The following is a 17,859-nucleotide window of genomic DNA, read 5'->3' on the forward strand; positions in this document are numbered from 1 at the left end:
ATCAATACATAACCAACAACAACACATACATATGGCTAACCATTTCGCCCCGTCCTTTCTCGGAACCACTTTGTAATCACCCATTTGCTTCCAACAGCAACCGGAATGGCTTCATGCAATGTGTTCCGGTTTGGGGTTCCATCTTCTTGAAGATTGTTCCAAGCCAAACCCAAACCCGGTCGCGGCGTAAAACGTTGATCCAGATGTTGAAACCACGTCTCACCGCCCGATTCCACGGCATTGAGATACACCATCACCGTCCAGGTTCGCTGCCCACCATTCCTGGTGTTGTGATCAAACTCTTTCGTGCCAGGTGAGAACCAATCAGTGTGTTGCTTGAAATACTCACCCGGGTCATATCGCTGCCCCTGAATGGGTTCCGAAAAGCGTGGATCAACCCCCAACAAATCCGCAAAGCGTTGATCCAAGCGGCGAGACAGCACGGGATGGTTATGACGCAGATGGCACGTGCGACTGGTGCGGTAGTCGTTGCTGCCACGGGTCACAGTGGACGGCAATAACGCCGAGTTGATCGCCTCAATCAACTCTTGGCATTCCAGAGACGACAGCAAAGACGGCAGTTCATACAGCTGGGCGTGGGGGGTTTCCACACGAACAGCACGGGGCCGATGCTGCGAATCCGTGATCGGCGCGTTGAACCACTGCAACCACGCTGGCGGCTTCAACCCATCGGACGAGATCAGTGCAGCTCCGTGCTGAGCAGGGGTCTCGAGCACAGCATTGATCGCCACCAAGGAATATCCCTGGGCGACGGCGCGGTCAACAATCTCCTGACGCGCACATCCACGATCACGGTTGTGAATGAGCCACTGGCGCCAGGCCTTCGGAATGGCGCGGGTAGACGTCATCCTCCCTTGAGTTTCTGGCTCAAGATTTGATTCGCCAGCTTTGGATCCGCCTTGCCACCTGTCTTCTTCATCAGTTGCCCCACAAAGAAGCCTTGCAGTTTGGTTTTACCGCCACGGAACGCCTCAACCTCCTCTGGATGGGCGCCCAACAGCTCATCGACAATTGCTTCGATCGCCGCCGGGTCGCTAATCATTCCAAGGCCGCGTTCATCAACAATCGCCTTGGGTGATCCGCCCTTCTCCAACAGTTCCGGCAGGATTTCCTTGGCGATTTTTCCGCTGATTTTTCCGCCATCAATGAGCTGAACCATTTCCGATAACTGCTCCGGACGGAACGGCAATGCCGCAAAACTGAGGCGATTGCTGTTGACGTAAGCCGCAAGATCACCGGTGATCCAATTCGCTGAGAGCTTGGCGTCAGCTCCAGCAGTCACCACCGCCTCGAAGTAATCCGCCATCTGGCGCTCATCCGTGAGCACCCGGGCGTCGTATTGGGACAAGCCCAAGTCGTCGGCATAGCGATGACGCTTCGCCGCAGGTAGCTCAGGCAATTCAGCCCGCCAACCCTCACGCTGTTCGGGACTGACTTCAATCGGACCGAGATCGGGGTCGGGGAAATAGCGGTAATCACTTGCGCCCTCCTTGCTGCGCATGCTCTTCGTGAGCTGCTTACCTTCATCCCAAAGGCGGGTTTCTTGCACTACGGGCTCCCCCGTCTCATAGGCCTTCACCTGGCGTTTGATCTCGTAATCAACAGCCTTCTGGATGGCGGAGAAGGAATTCATATTCTTGATCTCTACCTTTGTGCCAAAGGGAGCATCTGGACCTCGACGCACCGAAATATTGACGTCGCAGCGAAGCGAGCCCTCCTGCATGTTTCCGTCGCTCACGCCCAGGTAGCGCATGATCCGCCGAATTTCAGAGGCATATTCAGCAGCTTCACGGCCTGTGCGCAGGTCGGGCTTGCTGACGATTTCGGCTAAGGCCACGCCAGCACGGTTGTAATCCACTAGCGAATGGGTCGAACCAGCCAGGCGATCACTGCCGGCGTGCACAAGCTTGCCCGCGTCTTCCTCCATATGAAGCCGTTCGATCCCAATCGTTTTGAGGTAGGTGTCTTTCCCTTTCTCGGCCACCTCCACCTCAATCCAACCCTCTTCGGCAATCGGTTGGTCGAACTGAGAGATCTGGTAGTTCTTGGGTAGATCGGGATAAAAATATTGTTTTCGATCGAATTTGCTGTGCTCTGCGATGTTCAAATTCAGGGCCATCGCTGCCTTCACGGCGTACTCGAGAACCTTCTGGTTCAGCACTGGCAAAGTGCCCGGCAGGCCGCACACCACGGGGTCGATATGCGTGTTGGGCTCGTCGCCAAAGGTGGTTGATGCCGCCGTAAAAATTTTGCTGTCCGTGCCTAACTGCACGTGGGTCTCAAGACCAATAACGGCCTCCCAGGGGAGTTGGGTTGCTGCGTCGGCCATGCGTCCGCGGTATGAAGCTGATATCTGAATCCTATGGAACCAGCCCCGTTCTCATCAGGATTGACATGGGCCAATGGACAGCATGAAGCCTGCAACAGCTGATTTTTTAATTGCGTACAGCGGCCTGAACCGTCTGCTGAACAGCGGTTTCAAAGCGCTGCGCGGGTAACCATGACCACACCACCACCGATTGTCGTGCTGGGCGGAGGGTTGATGGGCCTGGCGATCGCCCATCAATTGGCCCGTCGTGGCCATGCAGTCCGCGTGATCAGCCGCAATCGGAATGAAGCCGCAGGCTTCGTGGCGGCGGGAATGCTGGCACCCCACGCAGAAGGACTGAGCGGCCAGTTGTTGACGTTGGGGCAGCACAGCCTTGCGCTGATCCCACAATGGGTCGCCCAGATCGAACACGACAGCGGGCTCACCTGTGGCTTACGGATGAGTGGAATTGTGGTGCCGTTCGCTACGGAGGACGACAGCAGGCGCTACCCGACGGCCGCCCTTGGGCAGTCGCTCACCCGTAAGGCTCTGGAGCAGGAAGTGCCTGGATTAGCCCCGCGTTGGCAAGCGGGGCTGCTGTTCGAGCAGGACGGTCAGATCGACAACCGCCGTCAATTGATGCGGGCCCTGGAAAAGGCCTGCGTGTCCCTTGGCGTGCAGTTCCTGGAAGGAGCCGAGGTGCAAACCCTCAGTCGCCACAGCGACAGCCAAGAGCTCCAGCAGATCACCTTGCGCACCGCCGAAGGAGAGGTGCAGCATCATCCCTGCCGAATGGCGGTTTTATGCAGCGGCGCTTGGAGCCAAAAACTGGTCCCAGAGCTTCCGGTCTTCCCAGTGAAAGGCCAAATGCTTTCCCTACAAGGGCCTCGCAAAGCACTGAAGCGCGTGATTTTTGGACCCGGCACCTATTTGGTGCCGCGGGAAGACGGTCTGATTGTGGTTGGGGCCACCAGTGAGCGCAGCGCCGGGTTTACGGCTGGACTGACACCAGATGGACAAGCACAGCTTCAAGCCGGAATCCAAGACCTCCTACCCATGGCGGGAACCTGGCCACCGATGGAGCGTTGGTGGGGATTTCGACCGTGCACCCCCGACGAAGGACCCTTGCTTGGTCCAGGACCGATCCGTGGACTCTGGCTGGCCTGCGGACACCATCGCAATGGTGTGCTGTTGGCGGCCATCACAGCTGATTTACTGGCCACTGCAATGACAGGCGAGCGGCCTGATGCCGCTGACGAGGACCTACTCAAAGCATTCCATTGGGAGCGGTTTCAGGACTCCCAATAAGACAACGTTGCATCACCCCCAACGCGATGGTGATGGCACCACCGCCATTCAGGGCGATGCCATCACGATCCGGTCAAAGGAACTTGTCGGCGATCAGTCTTCAACGCGCCAGGCTTGATCCGAAGGGCTCCAGTCGTTCAGTTCAGAAGGCTGGAACCAAAGACCGATCTCGAACTCTGCGGTTTCTGGAGCATCGGATCCATGGATCACATTGCGACCAATATTCACGGCCAAATCGCCACGGATGGTGCCGGGCTCAGACTCCAAAGGCTTTGTGGCACCAATCAGCTTGCGGGCACTAGCAATTACGCCATCGCCTTCCCAAACCATTGCAACCACCGGACCTGACGTGATGAAGCCCACCAAACCAGCGAAGAAAGGACGCTCCTTGTGAACGCCGTAGTGCTCCTCCGCCAGGGCACGACTGGGGGTGATCTGCTTCAAGCCCACCAACTTGAATCCCTTGCGCTCAAAACGACCCAAGATCTCGCCGACCAGGCCGCGTTGGACACCATCAGGCTTAATGGCGACGAAAGTGCGTTCAGCCATGGAGAGGAGCAGCAATGAAAAACGTCGTCATCGTCCACGGTGGCCCACCCGCTTGGCAAGCACATGCCCTGAACTGGGACGACGAAAGTCCCTAGATTTCCGCAATCCCCCTTGCGTGAAAACGTGGCAGACGGCGAAGGCTGGTCGATTCAGAACAGCACTGAGCTGTATGGCTTGGAGCGATGGGGCGACCCTTACTTTTCGATCAATGCCCGCGGTCACATCAGCGTTCAACCGCAGGGTGAGCGGGGCGGAAGCCTCGATCTGCACGAACTTGTTCAGGAGTTGCGAAGTCGAAACCTCAGCCTGCCCCTCCTGATTCGCTTCGACGACATCCTCGAAGACCGGCTCGAGCGGCTCCACAGCGCCTTTGAACGTGCAATCGCCCAATACGGCTACAAGGGGCGATATCAAGGGGTATTCCCGGTGAAATGCAACCAGCAGCGCCACGTCGTGGAAGAGCTGGTGAGTTGCGGCAAGCGTTGGAACTTCGGGCTGGAGGCAGGGAGCAAAGCGGAACTGCTTATTGCACTTTCACTTCTCGACGATCCAGATGCTCTGCTGATTTGCAACGGCTACAAGGATCGGCTCTACATCGAAACTGCAATTTTGGCGAGGCGCTTGGGGCGTCGCCCAGTGGTGGTGATTGAACAACCCGATGAAGTGGATCGAATCATCGAGGCGAGCCGCAACTTGGGAGCCGCGCCGTACATCGGAATCCGAGCCAAATTGGCCAGCCGCAGTACAGGACGTTGGGGCAGTTCCGTCGGCGACAAAGCCAAATTCGGACTCGCCATCCCCGATTTACTGACGACTGTCGAACGCTTGCGGGACAACGGCTTACTCGACGATCTACGGCTCCTGCACTTCCACATCGGCAGCCAAATCAACGACATCGCCGTCCTGAAAGATGCGCTCCAAGAAGCCGGACAGATCTATGTAGAGCTCACCCGGCTCGGCGCACCGATGGGGTTCCTTGATGTGGGAGGAGGCTTAGGGATCGACTACGACGGCAGCCGCACAGCAACGGCAGCCTCCACCAACTACTCACTGCAGAACTACGCCAACGATGTGGTGGCCACGGTGCGGGAATGTTGCGAACCCAATGGGGTCGCCCTGCCAACACTGGTGAGCGAAAGCGGTCGCGCCATTGCCAGCCATTTCTCCTTACTGGTGTTCGATGTGCTCGGCAGCAGCCGGATGCCCGCCTCGATTCCCCCCGCCACAGAAGACGAGCCGCTGATTGTTCGCAATCTGCGGAGCACGCTCGAGACCATCCACAACCTTGATGGATCCGACCAAGCCGATCTGCCACCCCTGCAGGAGGCTTGGAACGATGCCTTGAAGTTCAAGCAAGACGCGCTGGCAGCATTCCGGCTTGGGTATGCGGGGCTGCCAGAACGGGCGACCGCCGAACAACTCACTTGGGCCTGCGCTGCTGCCATTGCGGAACGCTTGCCAACGGGGCCTTCCGTCCCTGAGGAACTCCAAGCCCTCAAAGCTGCCCTGGCGGAGACGTATTACGCCAACCTCTCGGTGTTCCGATCAGCCCCAGACACCTGGGCGATCGATCAAATCTTTCCAGTGGTTCCGCTCCAACGCCTCGAAGAGCGTCCGACACTGTTGGCCAGCTTGGCTGACCTCACCTGCGATTCCGATGGTCGCCTCAATCGCTTTATCGGAAATGGACAAGCCAAACCCCTGCTCGAGCTGCATCCGCTCATCAACGATGAGCCTTACTTCATCGGACTGTTTTTAAGTGGTGCTTATCAAGAGGTGATGGGCAATTTGCACAACTTGTTCGGAACCACTAACGCCGTGCATATCCGACTTAGCCCTGGCGGGAGTTATCGAGTGGATCATGTGGTTCGTGGCGACACCAATGCCGACGTCCTGAAGGCAATGGAACACGATCCAGACCTGTTATTGGAACGGTTACGGGTTGCCGCCGAAGGTGCCATCAGCAACGGTCAACTGAGGATCGAAGAGTCAAGGCGTCTGCTCGATCACCTGGAAAGCAGTCTCCGTCAAACCACATACCTCCAAGACTGAGAACACTTTGAATGCTGTGGAGACGTCTCTGTGGAGCCCCATGGAGCCGACATCAGCCTTGTTGCTGAAGAGCAGCCGTTAACTCCATGCGTGCTGTCTCAAGCGCTCCAGCCAGGGCCGCTCCGTCCCGTCCACCCGCCTGAGCCAGGTTCGGACGTCCGCCCCCGCCGCCGCCGCAGAGCTTGGCGATCGTTCCAATAAATTTGCCGGCCTGTTGCTTAGCGGCGATCACATCCTTGCCAAACGCCGCCACCAAAATCACCTTCCCTTGATCAGATGGATCGGGAAGACCGCCGAGCACCACGGCAGCGCCATCGCCCAACTGGGCAGCCAGGCTCTGGGCGGCTCCTTGCAACCCCGTGCCATCCACGCCATCCAGACGTTCCACCAACAGTTGAAAACTGCCAATGGCAACGGCCTTCGTTGCCAATGCTGCCGACTTGGCGACTGCTAATTCCGCCTGAGCAGCAATCAGAGCCTTGCCGGTGCTCTTCAGCTCATCCTGCAACGCCACAACCCGCTCAACGATCTCACCGGGCTGCGCCTTGAAGCGATCGCCGAGCTGCTTCACCACAAGCTCGCGCTCATTCAGATATCCCAAAACTGAAGCCCCAGCCACCGCTTCAATTCTGCGAATTCCGGCGGCAACACCACTCTCGCCAACGATCTTGAACAGACCAATTTCGGCGGTGTTGGCCACATGCGTTCCGCCACACAGTTCCATCGACACCCCAGGCACATCCACAACACGCACCACGTCGGCGTACTTCTCGCCAAACATGGCAACGGCACCAGCCGCCTTCGCCTGGTCAATCGCCATCTCCTCCACCAACAGGCCATGGGCCTCGGCGATCCAGCCATTGATCAACGTTTCGATCTGCCCTAATTGCTCAGTCGTCACCGCTTGCGGGGCGTGGAAGTCGAATCGCAGGCGATCAAAATCCACGAGGGAACCCGCCTGACCGATCCCTGGATCCACGACTTGCTTCAGGGCCGCCTGGAGCAAGTGGGTTGCGGTGTGGTTTGCCTGAGCGCGTCGACGACAGGCTCGGTCCACCTGCGCTGTGATCGCATCGCCCACCGTCAGCTGACCGCGTTCAATCCGTCCGGCATGCACGAACACATCCCGACTGCGGCTTACCGACTCAATCGCAACGATGACATCGGCACCAGACAACACCCCGCGGTCTCCCACCTGGCCGCCACCTTCGCCATAGAACGGCGTTGACTCGAGCACGATTTGCACATGGTCGCCCGCAGAGGCAGAGGTAGCCGGCTCACCGTTGGCCACCAACGCCTGCACGCAGCTGGGCTGTTCCAGACGCTGGTACCCCTGGAAAGCGGTGGCCTTTTGAGTGGCAACAACCTGATCGATCGCATCCTGCAAGGTGAGGTCGATGCTCACCGCCGCGGCCTTGGCCCGTTGACGTTGTTGCTCCATCGCCTCCTCAAAGCCGGCCAAATCAACCTCGAGCCCCTGCTCCTCAGCGATTTCTTGAGTGAGCTCTAATGGGAAGCCATAGGTGTCGTAAAGCTCAAAGGCTTGGGCTCCACTGATCTGCTTCGGCTTGCTGTCCAGCACTTCAGAGAGCAGCTTCTCGCCCCGTTCCAAGGTTTCCAAGAAGCGCGATTCCTCCCGTTGAAGCTCGGCCAAGATCACCTCCTGCCGCTCCAACACTGAGGGGTGAGCGTCTTTTAGAAGTGCAATCGAGGCCTCGCCCATCATCACCAAGAAAGGCTTGTTGATACCGAGCAAACGACCGTGGCGGACGACGCGACGCAAGAGACGACGCAAGATGTAGCCACGCCCCAAGTTGCTGGCCGTGACGCCATCGCAGATCAGCTGCGTCACAGCACGGCTGTGGTCTCCAATCACCTTGAGAGACGTCTTTCCCGCATCATCGAGTTGGTGGTAGTCGACACCGGCACAATCAGCCGCTGCTTGGATCAGCGGAAAAATCAGATCCGTTTCGTAGTTGTTGGGAACCTTCTGAAGAATCTGAGCCATCCGCTCCAGACCCAGTCCCGTATCGATGTTCCGGTTCGCCAACGGCGTGAGACTCCCCTCAGCGTCGCGGTTGTATTGCATGAACACCAAGTTGTAGAACTCGATGAAGCGGTCATCGTCTTCGAGGTCGATGCCCTCATCACCCAGTTCAGGCTTGAAGTCGTAGTAGATCTCCGAACAAGGCCCACAGGGTCCCGTCGGACCCGATGCCCAAAAGTTATCGGCTTCATCCATGCGGATGATCCGCTTGGGGTTCACCCCCACAACATCTCGCCAAATCTGTTCAGCCTCATCGTCTTCTCGGAAGACGCTCACCACCAGATGCTTGGGATCAATGCCGTACACCTCCGTACTCAGCTGCCAAGCCCACTCAATCGCCTGTTGCTTGAAGTAATCCCCAAAGGAAAAATTGCCGAGCATCTCGAAAAACGTGTGATGCCGCGCCGTACGACCCACGTTCTCGATGTCATTGGTGCGAATGCACTTTTGACTACTCGTGGCCCGCGGTGCTGGCCGCTCCTGCTGACCAAGGAACACCGGCTTAAACGGCAACATCCCAGCAATGGTGAGCAGCACCGTTGGATCCTCTGGAATCAACGACGCACTTGCCATCACCTTGTGTCCCCGTTCCTCGTAGAAGCGCAGGAACGCCGAACGGATCTCAGCACCCGTTTGGGGCAGAGATGCTGCAGAAGACGACGAAGCGGCGGCAGCCATGGAAAGGAGGGAGGATCCTGTGGTCATGATCGCCCCTAACCCGCCAGCAGCGGTGCCAGCCCCACCGACCGATGATCACCAGTCGCGCAATCGACTGAGGCTCCAATCGATTGGCTGGGCCTTGCTGGCTGGCATCAGTGCTGGGGCGATTGGTCTGGGATGGGGCCTAGACGCTGGGATTCGCTCCGGTGGATGCGGGCTGTTTTATGGATTGTTGGCCTTTCATTTGCACCGTGCCGACCCGGACGATCAGCACTTACAGGCCGGGCTCGTGGGGGCAATTTGTGGCGTTCGGAGCCTTGGAATGCCCTTACCCCTTGACAACTGGCACTCCGATGGCTTGGCATTGGTGACATTGGAGCTTCTACAAGCCTGGCTGCCGTTGATCGGCAGTGCTCTCTTGCTCCATAGCACCCTCCGCTTCCTGCCCGCGTCGCGGCCATGAGCCTGCTGCACGCCACCTGGCTTCCCGCCATTCGTACTTCCAGCAGTTCCGGACAGCCGGCACTGCTCATTTGGGCTGACACCTGGCGTGTCGCCTCACCGGAGGGGCCCGGACTCACACCCGCTCTGCATCCCTTCACCCTTGGCTCGGACGATCTCAAAGCTTGGTTGACCGAACGGGACCTGATGCCTGGGGGCAGCATCGATGCCACCGCCTGCCTCACCCTCCCAAGCCGCAGCGTCAAACCCCGCAAAAGTCGAACCCAACCGAGCGAACCAGCCCCAGAGGGACCGGCCTGGACCGGATTGCCAATGCAAGCAGGAGAGCCCATTCCGAAGCAAATGGAATGGTGGCCCTGGCAGGTACAAGGCCTCGCGGTGGAGCCATCGGCCGCAACGGAATGGCTCGCCCGTTTACCCCTATCGGGCCGACATCCAGACCTCGGAGATGAATTGCGCTGGTGGAGCCATCTCCAACGTTGGTCCCTCAGCTTGGTGGCCCGGGGGCGCTGGATTCCCCAGATGGAATTAAGCAAAGGCGAGGGTTACCCCCACCGAGCGCGCTGGGTTCCCTTGTTGAACCGTGAGGAAGATCGACGACGGCTCGAAGACCTCGCGGCCACGCTGCCCCTCGTGGCGACCTGTGCCCTCCCTTGGCGTGAGCCACTTGGACGCCGTAGCAACCGCACCACCAGGCTTCGACCGGAAGCGATGCGAGCCGCCAACCCGGTGGCTTGCTGCCGCCCCCGGAGCGGTCGCCTCAGGGTGGCCACCTTGCTTGAAGACTTGGTGGATGCAGAGCTGCGCAAGGGATTTGAACCCACCACAGAGGGGCTCGACCCCCTACTCACCCTGTGGCAAGAGGCCCTGGCCTCAGAAACCGGTGTTGTGGAGGTGGGCAACGAGGATGCAGAACGCCTTACCGCGGCAAGCCTGCACTGGCGCGAAGGGATTGCCGGAGGCTTCGCTGCTGCCCGCACCTGCCTCGAACTAAACACCCCAAACGAAGGCGAAGAACTCTGGGACCTGAAGTTTGGCTTGCAAGCGGAGGCCGATCCCAGCCTCAAGCTGCCGGCCGCCGCGGCCTGGGCCTCAGGAGCCGAAACACTCCAGCTCGGGGAGATCAAAGTTGACCAGGCGGGGGAAGTGCTGCTGGAGGGTCTTGGCCGAGCCCTCACGGTGTTCCCTCCGATCGAACGCGGACTGGAAAGCGCAACGCCAGAAACGATGCAGCTCACGCCAGCGGAGGCGTTTGTCTTGGTGCGAACAGCAACGCACCAGCTCCGCAATGCCGGCATCGGCGTCGAACTGCCCCCCAGCCTTTCAGGGGGCCTCGCCAGCCGGCTTGGTTTAGCCATCAAGGCAGATTTACCAGATCGATCCAGCGGCTTCACCCTCGGAGAATCTCTGGACTGGAGCTGGGATCTGATGATCGGCGGCGTCACACTCACCCTGCGAGAGCTCGAACGGCTCAGCGGTAAGCGCAGTCCGCTTGTGCGCCACAAGGGAGCCTGGATCGAACTGCGACCCAACGATCTCCGCAACGCCGAACGCTTCTGTGGAGCCAATCCAGAACTGAGCCTCGACGATGCCCTAAGGCTCACGGCCACAGAAGGGGAGCTAATGATGCGCTTGCCGGTGCATCGCTTTGATGCGGGGCCTCGGCTTCAGGGAGTTCTCGAGCAATATCACCAGCAAAAAGCCCCCGATCCCCTTCCCGCTCCAGAGGGATTTTCCGGACAACTGCGTCCTTATCAAGAACGTGGCTTGGGCTGGCTGGCCTTCTTACATCGCTTCGATCAAGGCGCCTGCCTGGCGGACGACATGGGCTTGGGCAAGACCATCCAATTGTTGGCCTTCCTGCAGCACCTCAAAGCCGAGCACGAACTCAAACGCCCGGTGCTGTTGGTGGCCCCAACCTCGGTGCTCACGAATTGGCGACGGGAGGCGGAAGCCTTCACCCCCGAGCTGTCGGTGAAAGAGCACTACGGCCCACGCCGGCCTTCCACGCCGGCCGCCTTGAAAAAAGAACTCAAAGATGTGGATCTGGTGCTCACCAGTTACGGCCTGATGCAACGCGACAGCGAGCTGCTGGACAGCGTCGACTGGCAAGGGGTTGTGATCGACGAAGCGCAGGCGATCAAAAACCCTGGGGCGAAACAAAGCCAAGCAGCCCGAGACCTGGCCCGAGCTGGAAAGAGCAGCAGGTTCCGCATCGCACTCACCGGCACACCGGTGGAAAACCGCGTCAGCGAGCTGTGGGCGCTGATGGATTTCCTCAACCCAAAGGTGTTGGGAGAGGAAGACTTCTTTCGTCAGCGCTACCGCATGCCAATTGAGCGCTACGGCGATATGTCGTCGTTACGCGATCTCAAAGCGCGGGTCGGCCCCTTCATCCTGCGCCGTCTCAAAACCGACAAGTCGATCATTTCCGACCTGCCTGAAAAGGTGGAGCTCAGTGAATGGGTGGGTCTCAGCAAAGAACAGAAATCGCTGTACAACAAAACCGTTGAAGACACCCTCGACGCCATTGCCACCGCACCGCGGGGGCAACGCCATGGCCAGGTGCTAGCCCTCTTGACCCGGTTAAAGCAGATTTGCAATCACCCGGCTTTAGCCCAACGCGAAGGGGCCGTTGACAGCGAATTCCTTGGCCGTTCCGCCAAGCTGATGCGACTCGAAGAAATCCTCGAAGAGGTGATTGAAGCCGGCGATCGCGCTTTGCTATTCACCCAATTCGCCGAATGGGGGCATCTCCTGCAGGCCTGGATGCAACAACGCTGGAAGTCTGAGGTTCCCTTCCTGCACGGCGGAACCCGCAAGAGTGATCGGCAAGCGATGGTGGATCGATTCCAAGAGGACCCCCGGGGACCTCAACTCTTTCTTCTGTCCCTCAAGGCCGGTGGTGTAGGCCTCAACCTCACCCGGGCCAGTCATGTGTTCCACGTCGATCGCTGGTGGAATCCAGCGGTGGAAAACCAAGCCACCGACCGGGCCTATCGAATTGGTCAAACCAACCGGGTAATGGTGCACAAATTCGTCACCCGTGGCTCGGTGGAAGAAAAAATCGACCAAATGATTCGTGAAAAAGCTCGAATGGCTGAAGACGTGATCGGCTCCGGTGAAGACTGGCTCGGGAGCCTTGGCGGCGATCAGCTGCGCAATCTTGTTGCCCTCGAGGACACCTAACCATGAACTCAAATTCGAACACCAACAGCGGCATCACTGCCATTGGCGATGACGGCTTAGGGCAACAGCCCTGGTGGGTTGAGCAATGGATGGAGCTGATTAACGGCTACCGATTTAAGAAACGACTCGAACGGGCCTGGGGCTATGCCCGCGAGGGCAACGTCACCTCCATTCGCTTCGAGGGACGCCGAGTGCATGCGCGGGTGCAGGGCACCGATGAAGAGCCCTACAAAGTGAAGCTTTGGCTCGATGTTCTCAATGATGAGGACTGGGGCTATGTGCTCGAGGCACTCACCCAAAAAGCACGCTGGTCCGCTCAACTGTTGGCTGGGATCATGCCGTCCGACATCGAACGGGCCTTTGCTGCCAGTGGTAAGCGCCTGTTTCCGTTCAAACTTCAAGAGGTGCGCAGCGAGTGCAGCTGCCCAGACAAGGCCAACCCCTGCAAGCACATCAGTGCGGTGTACTTCCTGATGGGGGATCGCTTCAGCGAGGACCCCTTCGTGCTGTTCCAGCTCCGAGGACGCAATCGCTCAAAGCTGCTAGAGGACCTAGCCGAAAAACGGCGTAAAGCGCTAGCGGCCATGGTGAAAACCAAAGCCATTGGCAAGCAAAAAGCCGCCTCCATTTCAAAAAAGGCTCCTGAGGAAACGGCAGCCATTCCCCCCCATCCAGCCGTGCTGGATCCTGGGCTTTGGTGGCATTACAACCGCAGCCTCGACGGCGATCTGGTGGTGGTGACGGCGGCACTCGAAGGGGACACTGGCCTCGATGCCGCGGGTGAATTGCCCCTGGCTGAAGATCCGCGATTTCCAGAGGCCCGCGACACGTTCCTTGGCAACCTCAAAGCCCACGGCCAAGCCAGTGCCCAACGGGCGATGCTGCAAGCCATGGCAGCAGGCAGCTGAATCAAGCGTTCCGGCATACCAGCCATGCAATGGGACCCCCCTTGGTTAATTGCGAGCCAACAGGCCCTGGTGGCACAGCTGCTGCAGTCCCACCAACGGGCCTTCGGCCGGCCACTGATCTCCGCAGCCCAACCTGGTTCCTCGAAGCAGTTGATCTGTCAGGAACTGTTCGCCTGTGGGTTCCCTGTGCTGGCCCATGACGGCAGTCCAGAGCCGAAGCTCACCTATGCCAATGCCGCTGCCTTAGGCCTATGGGATGCCCCATGGGACGACCTGATGGGACTGCCATCACGGCTTACCGCACCAACCGCCGAACAGGCCGAACGCTCCCTTGCCCTCAGCAAAGCCAAAAGTGAAGACGCCATCGAGGGTTACAGCGGAATCCGCATCAGCCGCAAGGGACGACGATTCATGATTCAAAACGCCCGAATCTGGACCCTTTGGGATCAACACCAACACGCCTGTGGGCAAGCCGCGAGCTTCAGCAATTGGTGGTGGATTTAAAGCTGTTCGGTTTCAACGACAACTGAGGAGTAGCAACCGAACTAAGTCGTATAGACCGAATCAAATCAGACGGTTCTTACGCTCCTCCTTCTCATCAAGACCACGCAGATTGCTGTGGCGGGCAAACAACCAAGTCCGCAGATGTTCAACTCTTCGGACCAACAATCATGATCACTCTTCGTCAATCACCCTTCGAACTTTTCGAACTACTAGAGCAACAAGTAGCAACCGCCGAGCGCGTGCCCCACGCCGAAATCCTGGAAGCCGAATCCACTTACACCGTACGCTTGGAACTGCCTGGCGTGGACCACGACTCGATCGACATCAAGGCCACAGATCGCAATCTTGTGATCAGTGCAGAACGCCCTTCCACCCCAGACGACGACAGTCTTTCCCCAGTACTCAGCGAATTCCGCACTGGCACTTGGAGCCGTAGCTTCCGTTTCCCCCATAGCCTCAACAGAGAGCAACTGAAGGCCAGCTATCGCGACGGCATTCTTGAGATCACCGCCGGGAAAGCAATCGAGCACACCAGCGTGTCGGTGCATATCGAAAAGTGATTTTAAGGATCAATCTATGAAGATCAAAGGCTGACCTTCACGACCTAAGACGACTCCGTCTTCACCACAGGAAACGCACCAAAATGAACGGATCCCACCCCCGCTTCCACGGGGGTTTTTAATTGGATCCATACCTAAATCAATTGGGTGTTATGAGGCACCAACCCCAAAAAAGGCACTCGCCACAAACAACAGACTGAAAACAAGAAAGAACAGCAAGCCAAACCAACACAAGCCGCGCATCACCGGGCCATAACGATGCTCAACCGGAACCAGACTGCTGTTGATCGTGTCCATCGCCATCCAGGCGAACAAAGGAGCGGAAAGGAAACTGCCGGTCATCGCGCCGAACACGAAGTCCTTCACACCAATGCCGCCGCTTTTTGCCACCACCAAGGCCACAACCGCAACCAGCAGGTGAATCACCACCCACAACTGAAAACGACGACGCTGCGGACCCGGAGCTGCATCGCCGCTGTCTTGGCCAGTCAAAAGGCCCTGAATCGCTCCGATGCTGCGGGGGTAGGCGTCGAGGCAGGTAATCGTGGTGCTGAACATCGCCGAGAACGCAGCTGGAATGATCACCCAAGCCGCCCAACCACCCATGGCTGCGGTGTAGAGCTTGATCAGCTTCTGGGCAAAGGACACCCCGCTGCCGGCAAGCATTCCATCGCCTGTGCCATACATCGTGTAGGCGCCAAGCGTGATGAAAAACAAGGCCGTCACCACCGTGACGCCATAGCCAAGGTTGAAGTCGAATTCCGCTTCCGCAGGGCTAGCGGTGTGCTCAGTGTCGCGAGCACGGGAAAACATCCACAGCGATGGCCACACACACATCTCCACCGGTCCTGGCATCCAACCCATCAAGGGGATCAGAAACGCCAAATTCGCCAGCGTCCACGGGCTGGGATCTGTTGCAACCCAACTTGCAGCCACGTCACCAACAGGGCCGCGAATCAGCAACGACACCGCCGCTACACCTGTGAGAAGCGTGAGCAAGGCCACCAACAGCTTGGACAAACGATCCAGAGCTTTGTAATGACCCAGCAACAAAATCAGTCCACTCACCACCAGCACACCGATCGAGAGGCCATAGGGATCCCACCCCGTTAAACCAGGCACATTGGTGAGCAACAGACCAGCCACGAAGCTCACAGCCGCGATCGTGGCCGTACCGGTGACCAAACTCACCAGGAGATAAAGGGGGAGATAGGCCTTATTGCGCCGCTGGAATCCTTCCAACAACGACAGCCCCGTCGCAGCAGTAAACCGCGTCCCCACTCGCAAGAACGGGTACTTGATCAAATTGATCAGCAGAATCAACAGCACCAGCGCAAAGCCAAACCGCGCTCCTGCTGTGGTGGACGACATGAGGTGAGATCCACCAATACAGGCACCGGCCAGCAAAATCCCCGGACCAATGCTCTGACGCAGCGTCGATGACGCCATAAAGAACAAGCGATTTCTGCCATCTTCTGCGTCATCGGAGCCAACGGCCTTCTTAGAGTTGAAATCCGTCACGGTCGGTTTCATGGTTGTTGCCCCTACCGCACAGCGCTTGAGCCTTCAGTGCGAAGCGATTGCCTCGGATACAACCACGATTCGATCCCTCGACTGGGAACGCAGCCGTTTTGATATCGAGTTCGGCCTACGCAACGGCACCACTTACAACTCCTTTCTGGTTCGTGGTGAGCGCACCGCTCTGATCGACAGCAGCCACGCCAAATTCCGAGACAGCTGGATTCCGTTGCTGAAGGATCAAATCGATCCCGCTTCGATCGATGTACTGATCGTGAGCCATACCGAGCCGGATCATTCAGGCCTAATTGGTGACCTTCTCGACCTCAACCCTGAAATTGAAATTGTTGGATCGAAAGTAGCGATCCAATTTTTGCAAGACCAAGTGCACCGTCCGTTCCGATCCCGAGCGGTGAAGAGCGGAGAGGAGCTGGACTTGGGCACCAATCCAGAGAGCGGTGTTCAACACCGCTTTGAATTTCTCAGTGCCCCCAACCTGCACTGGCCCGACACAATTTTTTCCTTCGACCACGGCACCGGCATCCTCTACACCTGTGATGCATTTGGCCTTCATTACTGCTCTGAGGAACTGTTCGACAGTGATCCCGGTGCGATCGCTCCAGACTTCCGCTTCTACTACGACTGCTTAATGGGCCCGAACGCCCGCAGTGTTTTGCAGGCGTTGAAACGCATGGATTCCCTGCCGGAGATCAACACGGTTGCTGTTGGCCATGGCCCTCTCTTGCGCCATCACCTCAGCCACTGGCTCAACGATTACCGCGAGTGGAGTGGCCAGCGCAGCAAGGGTGAAAGCTATGCCGCGGTTTGTTACCTCAGCCAATACGGCTTCTCTGATCGCATTAGCCAGGCCATTGCCCATGGCATTGGCAAAGCCGACGCTCAAGTGCAGTTAGTGGATTTACGCGCCACCGATCCTCAGGAACTCACAGCTTTGGTGGGTGAGGCCAAGGCCGTAGTGGTGCCGACATGGCCCGAAGAACCCGAAGCTGATGTGCAAGCCGCGATTGGCACTCTTCTTGCCGCCTTACACCCCAAACAACTCGTTGGCGTATACGACGCTTTCGGCGGCAATGACGAACCGATCGACGCCGTTGCAGACCAACTCCGCAGCCAAGGCCAAAAACAAGCCTTTGCCCCACTGCGTATCCGTCAGCTACCACAAGGCAGCGACTACCAGCGCTGCGAAGAATCAGGCACCGACCTCGGCCAACTGCTGACCAAGGAAAAAACCATTGCGGCGATGAAAAGCCTGGATGGCGATCTCGATAAGGCCCTAGGCCGGGTGAGTGGTGGCCTTTATGTGGTGACAGCAAGCCAAGGATCTGGCGAGTCCCAGCGACGCAGCGCCATGGTGGCCAGCTGGGTGAGCCAGGCCAGCTTCAGCCCTCCCGGGCTCACCGTTGCCGTCGCCAAAGACCGAGCGATTGAAGCCCTCATGCAAGTGGGAGATCGCTTCGTTCTCAACGTCTTGCGCGACGACAACCACCAACCGCTGCTCCGTCATTTCCTGAAGCGGTTCCCCCCCGGCGCCGATCGGTTTGCGGGCGTGTCGGTGTTGGATGACGTTGCCGATGGAGGCCCTGTGCTGAGCGATGCCCTGGCTTTCTTGGGCTGCCGCGTTGAACAACGCATGGAGGGCCCCGACCACTGGATTATTTACGCCGTCGTGGAACAGGGCAATGTGGCCGATGCCGACGGAAGCACCGCTGTTCATCACCGAAAAGTGGGCAATCACTACTGACACTTGCCCGA

Annotated in this window: 13 protein-coding genes; 8 read left to right on the plus strand and 5 right to left on the minus strand. The window is 58.4% G+C overall.

Translation table 11 applies throughout. The annotated features are described in order from the left end of the window. Positions 1 to 35 precede the first annotated feature (35 nt). Both SYNCC9902_RS10985 and gatB read right to left on the minus strand, forming a co-directional pair. Positions 36 to 869, minus strand: coding sequence for a prolyl hydroxylase family protein (locus SYNCC9902_RS10985; RefSeq protein ID WP_011360907.1), 834 nt, complete (start codon positions 867 to 869; stop codon positions 36 to 38). Further along, positions 866 to 2,350: an Asp-tRNA(Asn)/Glu-tRNA(Gln) amidotransferase subunit GatB gene (gatB, locus tag SYNCC9902_RS10990; protein ID WP_011360908.1), complete on the minus strand. Its 1,485-nt coding sequence runs from the start codon at positions 2,348 to 2,350 to the stop codon at positions 866 to 868. The genes SYNCC9902_RS10985 and gatB overlap by 4 nt, the downstream gene beginning before the upstream one ends. A 171-nt stretch (positions 2,351 to 2,521) precedes the next feature. On the opposite strand from gatB, the gene thiO reads away from it, so the two are divergent. Beyond that, entirely contained in the window at positions 2,522 to 3,637 is a 1,116-nt protein-coding gene (gene thiO / locus SYNCC9902_RS10995) for a glycine oxidase ThiO (RefSeq protein ID WP_011360909.1), read from the plus strand. A gap of 93 nt (positions 3,638 to 3,730) precedes the next feature. Here the strand turns inward: thiO and ndk are convergent, their stop codons facing one another. Continuing rightward, positions 3,731 to 4,186, minus strand: a complete 456-nt coding sequence (gene ndk / locus SYNCC9902_RS11000) for a nucleoside-diphosphate kinase (RefSeq protein WP_009788698.1) — start codon at positions 4,184 to 4,186, stop codon at positions 3,731 to 3,733. Between the two features lie 111 nt (positions 4,187 to 4,297). Here ndk and speA point away from each other — a divergent pair, with 111 nt between their 5' ends. Beyond that, complete coding sequence (gene speA / locus SYNCC9902_RS11005; RefSeq protein WP_083756838.1) at positions 4,298 to 6,238, plus strand: biosynthetic arginine decarboxylase; 1,941 nt, start codon at positions 4,298 to 4,300, stop codon at positions 6,236 to 6,238. A gap of 52 nt (positions 6,239 to 6,290) precedes the next feature. On the opposite strand, the gene alaS is transcribed toward speA, so the two are convergent. Next, positions 6,291 to 8,963: an alanine--tRNA ligase gene (gene alaS, locus SYNCC9902_RS11010; RefSeq protein WP_041425582.1), complete on the minus strand. Its 2,673-nt coding sequence runs from the start codon at positions 8,961 to 8,963 to the stop codon at positions 6,291 to 6,293. Between the two features lie 25 nt (positions 8,964 to 8,988). On the opposite strand from alaS, the gene SYNCC9902_RS11015 reads away from it, so the two are divergent. From SYNCC9902_RS11015 to SYNCC9902_RS11035, 5 genes are all read left to right on the plus strand, one after another. Then, positions 8,989 to 9,408 carry a hypothetical protein gene (locus tag SYNCC9902_RS11015; RefSeq protein WP_011360912.1) on the plus strand — a complete coding sequence of 140 codons (420 nt, stop codon included), beginning with the start codon at positions 8,989 to 8,991 and terminating at the stop codon, positions 9,406 to 9,408. Further along, positions 9,405 to 12,596, plus strand: coding sequence for a DEAD/DEAH box helicase (locus tag SYNCC9902_RS11020; RefSeq protein WP_011360913.1), 3,192 nt, complete (start codon positions 9,405 to 9,407; stop codon positions 12,594 to 12,596). The genes SYNCC9902_RS11015 and SYNCC9902_RS11020 overlap by 4 nt, the downstream gene beginning before the upstream one ends. A gap of 2 nt (positions 12,597 to 12,598) precedes the next feature. Continuing rightward, complete coding sequence (locus tag SYNCC9902_RS11025) at positions 12,599 to 13,504, plus strand: SWIM zinc finger family protein (RefSeq protein ID WP_011360914.1); 906 nt, start codon at positions 12,599 to 12,601, stop codon at positions 13,502 to 13,504. 24 nt (positions 13,505 to 13,528) lie between these two features. After that, on the plus strand, positions 13,529 to 14,008 hold the full coding sequence (locus SYNCC9902_RS11030) for an MEKHLA domain-containing protein (RefSeq protein WP_011360915.1): 480 nt from the start codon (positions 13,529 to 13,531) through the stop codon (positions 14,006 to 14,008). A 167-nt stretch (positions 14,009 to 14,175) separates the two neighbouring features. Beyond that, complete coding sequence (locus tag SYNCC9902_RS11035; RefSeq protein WP_011360916.1) at positions 14,176 to 14,568, plus strand: Hsp20/alpha crystallin family protein; 393 nt, start codon at positions 14,176 to 14,178, stop codon at positions 14,566 to 14,568. 150 nt (positions 14,569 to 14,718) lie between these two features. On the opposite strand, the gene SYNCC9902_RS11040 is transcribed toward SYNCC9902_RS11035, so the two are convergent. After that, positions 14,719 to 16,017 carry an NRAMP family divalent metal transporter gene (locus SYNCC9902_RS11040; RefSeq protein WP_041425584.1) on the minus strand — a complete coding sequence of 433 codons (1,299 nt, stop codon included), beginning with the start codon at positions 16,015 to 16,017 and terminating at the stop codon, positions 14,719 to 14,721. An 82-nt stretch (positions 16,018 to 16,099) separates the two neighbouring features. Between SYNCC9902_RS11040 and SYNCC9902_RS11045 the strand changes: the two genes are divergently transcribed. Then, positions 16,100 to 17,848 (plus strand): diflavin flavoprotein, encoded by a 1,749-nt coding sequence (locus tag SYNCC9902_RS11045; RefSeq protein WP_011360918.1) that lies wholly within the window; start codon positions 16,100 to 16,102, stop codon positions 17,846 to 17,848. Positions 17,849 to 17,859: the final 11 nt, after the last annotated feature.

The sequence above is a fragment of the Synechococcus sp. CC9902 genome, from assembly GCF_000012505.1.
Classification (GTDB): Bacteria; Cyanobacteriota; Cyanobacteriia; order PCC-6307; family Cyanobiaceae; genus Parasynechococcus.

What these genes read in the sequence shown, in the direction of transcription:
- SYNCC9902_RS10985 (WP_011360907.1), bottom strand. Translation starts at nt 869, where the DNA reads ATGACGTCTACCCGCGCCATTCCGAAGGCCTGGCGCCAGTGGCTCATT.
- gatB (WP_011360908.1), bottom strand. Translation starts at nt 2,350, where the DNA reads ATGGCCGACGCAGCAACCCAACTCCCCTGGGAGGCCGTTATTGGTCTT.
- thiO (WP_011360909.1), top strand. Translation starts at nt 2,522, where the DNA reads ATGACCACACCACCACCGATTGTCGTGCTGGGCGGAGGGTTGATGGGC.
- ndk (WP_009788698.1), bottom strand. Translation starts at nt 4,186, where the DNA reads ATGGCTGAACGCACTTTCGTCGCCATTAAGCCTGATGGTGTCCAACGC.
- alaS (WP_041425582.1), bottom strand. Translation starts at nt 8,963, where the DNA reads ATGGCTGCCGCCGCTTCGTCGTCTTCTGCAGCATCTCTGCCCCAAACG.
- SYNCC9902_RS11015 (WP_011360912.1), top strand. Translation starts at nt 8,989, where the DNA reads ATGATCGCCCCTAACCCGCCAGCAGCGGTGCCAGCCCCACCGACCGAT.
- SYNCC9902_RS11020 (WP_011360913.1), top strand. Translation starts at nt 9,405, where the DNA reads ATGAGCCTGCTGCACGCCACCTGGCTTCCCGCCATTCGTACTTCCAGC.
- SYNCC9902_RS11025 (WP_011360914.1), top strand. Translation starts at nt 12,599, where the DNA reads ATGAACTCAAATTCGAACACCAACAGCGGCATCACTGCCATTGGCGAT.
- SYNCC9902_RS11030 (WP_011360915.1), top strand. Translation starts at nt 13,529, where the DNA reads ATGCAATGGGACCCCCCTTGGTTAATTGCGAGCCAACAGGCCCTGGTG.
- SYNCC9902_RS11035 (WP_011360916.1), top strand. Translation starts at nt 14,176, where the DNA reads ATGATCACTCTTCGTCAATCACCCTTCGAACTTTTCGAACTACTAGAG.
- SYNCC9902_RS11040 (WP_041425584.1), bottom strand. Translation starts at nt 16,017, where the DNA reads ATGGCGTCATCGACGCTGCGTCAGAGCATTGGTCCGGGGATTTTGCTG.
- SYNCC9902_RS11045 (WP_011360918.1), top strand. Translation starts at nt 16,100, where the DNA reads ATGGTTGTTGCCCCTACCGCACAGCGCTTGAGCCTTCAGTGCGAAGCG.